The 2,131-nt window shown below is 36.5% G+C and carries 3 protein-coding genes; 1 reads left to right on the top strand and 2 read right to left on the bottom strand.

The genetic code is table 11. The features are described 5' to 3' along the window. Both RH85_RS23260 and RH85_RS02455 read right to left on the bottom strand, forming a co-directional pair. Positions 1–186 (bottom strand): type II secretion system protein (locus RH85_RS23260; protein ID WP_006710599.1); only part of this gene is annotated, 186 nt, incomplete at its 3' end. Positions 187–214: 28 nt separating this feature from the next. Further along, on the bottom strand, positions 215–874 hold the full coding sequence (locus tag RH85_RS02455; RefSeq protein ID WP_006710598.1) for a type IV pilus major pilin: 660 nt from the start codon (positions 872–874) through the stop codon (positions 215–217). A gap of 372 nt (positions 875–1,246) precedes the next feature. Between RH85_RS02455 and RH85_RS02450 the strand changes: the two genes are divergently transcribed. Further along, the coding region (locus RH85_RS02450) for an AraC family transcriptional regulator (protein ID WP_006710597.1) at positions 1,247–2,131 on the top strand (885 nt) is incomplete at its 3' end.

Genomic DNA, 2,131 nt, shown 5'->3' with positions numbered 1-2,131 from the left:
ATACACATCCGTCATATACTGTTTAATTACATATTGTAGCTCAACTACTTTCCCTGCCGCTTTCTCTAATTGTTTCTCTTTTGCAGTTCTTATAAGTTGGGCGCCTGAATATGCAAGCACCCACCCTATAACAGCCACAGCCAATATTGCTTCAAGCAACGTAGCTCCACGCTGTCTAGCTTTCATAATTAGCCCTGGTGTATAATTTTAAAGATTATCTGTTACCCACGAACAAGTCGTAATACGTTGTTGCACCAGCATCACCACCACATAGAGCTGTCAACTGATCTAGATTTGAAATATCAAACTGATTTACACCGCCTTTAGTAGACTTAATTACACCTGTTGGTTCATTTGCTTGCGGGTCCACATACATATCAGCAGCTAACGTGCCACCGACAGTTTCTACTTGAATGAATGCGAATAGTTCATTACTACTTGATATAATTGCGCGACATTGGTTTTGAGATAGGTTACCAGCTTTTATCGCAAAACCACGGTTTGCGGCCTTGTTGTCAGCAGTAGTGTAAACTTCTAGTTGGGCGCCGGTAAATGGATTCACTATGTCAGTTGTCGAGATTTTACCCATAGAAATTAGCGCTTTAGTCAATTTAGCCGAATCAGCCACCGTTGCAATTGGCGGATAAGATTTTTGGCTTCGGTATGTTTGAACCATGGATGTTTGAATTACGTTTAGTGCTTGCGACAGTTTACTTACGTTCTGGTTGTCGATTGCACGTTGAGCGAGTACGACGACACCAGCTGCGATGACACCCATGATGCCTAGAACGATAATCACTTCTAACAGTGTCATACCACGCTGTTTTTTCAACATTTTCAAAGCAGGTGTATTTGATGTATCAATAAACTTCATTTTTCTTTCTCTTTTATATTGGCCGTAGAAGGCGGGATACCTTAGCGAAACACTTTTACCTAATTTTTTTGGTAACTTTTCATTTCGTCCATTCATATTAATCGCTCATCCAAAATCGCACTTATCAAATTGTGCAATAACCCCCCCATTTTGCGCAATGCTATCTGACAGGGCGCCATAAAAAATAAAACTTATCAAATTGCGCAATAAATAAACCATTTTGCACAATGCAGATAAATTAACTTGATAATGTTATTATTAATCCGCAGATTAAATGGCACTATTAGTTAAAAATAAAAATAAAAATTCATTGACAACATTAGCGACGCTAAGGCCGGATTAGTATTAGATATAAATGGAATGCATCCCCTAATGACATACAATAAAAATAAAAACGTTAACAGCTTGTTCAACCAAAAAACAACGATAAAGACCGAGAGTTTTAGGTTAATAAACCACCAACTAGTGACATATATTGATGGAGCTCGAGGCGAGTTTCACTTCGACAATTCCAACCCGATACATTCCGATGAATTCATCATACTTATTTCTAACAGCGAAAAATGTATCACATTCGAAGACGGCGCTAAAAAAACTCTCAGTAATGACAAACAATTGATTCTGATAAAAGACTCTTTTACTGCTGAAATAAACGAAAATACTCAATTTATTTTCATCGAAAAATCATTTTATGTTAACATTGGAATGCCTAAATTCCATGATCTTCTAGAGACACATATACACGAAAGATTAGTGCGAATATTACTCGAAGCATTATCAACCTCTCCGAGTCCATTCTATGAACTCATGGCCATTGCAAATATTATTGGCGTCGATAATTATAAGAACAACTTAAACTGCACGTTTTCCAAACTCATAGGAATAATTGAGTCCAACGCATCCAACGAAGATTTTAATCTTAATACTCTGTGCGAAAAAGCTTATATGTCTAGAAGAAAAGTTCAGTATATACTCTATAACAACAACACAAGTTTCGTCGAATTGGTAAATAACTATCGTGTGGAAGTTTTAAAAAGCTTGTTGTTGTCGTATCCAAAAACGCCGGTTAATAATTTAATATACAAAGCCGGCTTTAAAAATTACAACACTGCCGTAAGAGCTTTTAAGACTAAGTTTAGTATTGGCATTAGAGAATTCAAAAGTAAACAATTATCTGTTCATCGTCACCCAAGATTAAACATCCATACAATTAGGCTCAGCTTGGGAAAGAAAAAATCAGTATTTCTGACTTATATA

This window comes from Vibrio ichthyoenteri ATCC 700023 (genome assembly GCF_000222605.1).
Taxonomy (GTDB): Bacteria; Pseudomonadota; Gammaproteobacteria; order Enterobacterales; family Vibrionaceae; genus Vibrio; species Vibrio ichthyoenteri.
This window is presented reverse-complemented; position numbering and strand designations above follow the sequence as displayed.

Excerpts from the sequence above, each read along its gene's own strand:
- RH85_RS02455 (WP_006710598.1), bottom strand. The coding sequence starts at position 874 with ATGAAGTTTATTGATACATCAAATACACCTGCTTTGAAAATGTTGAAA.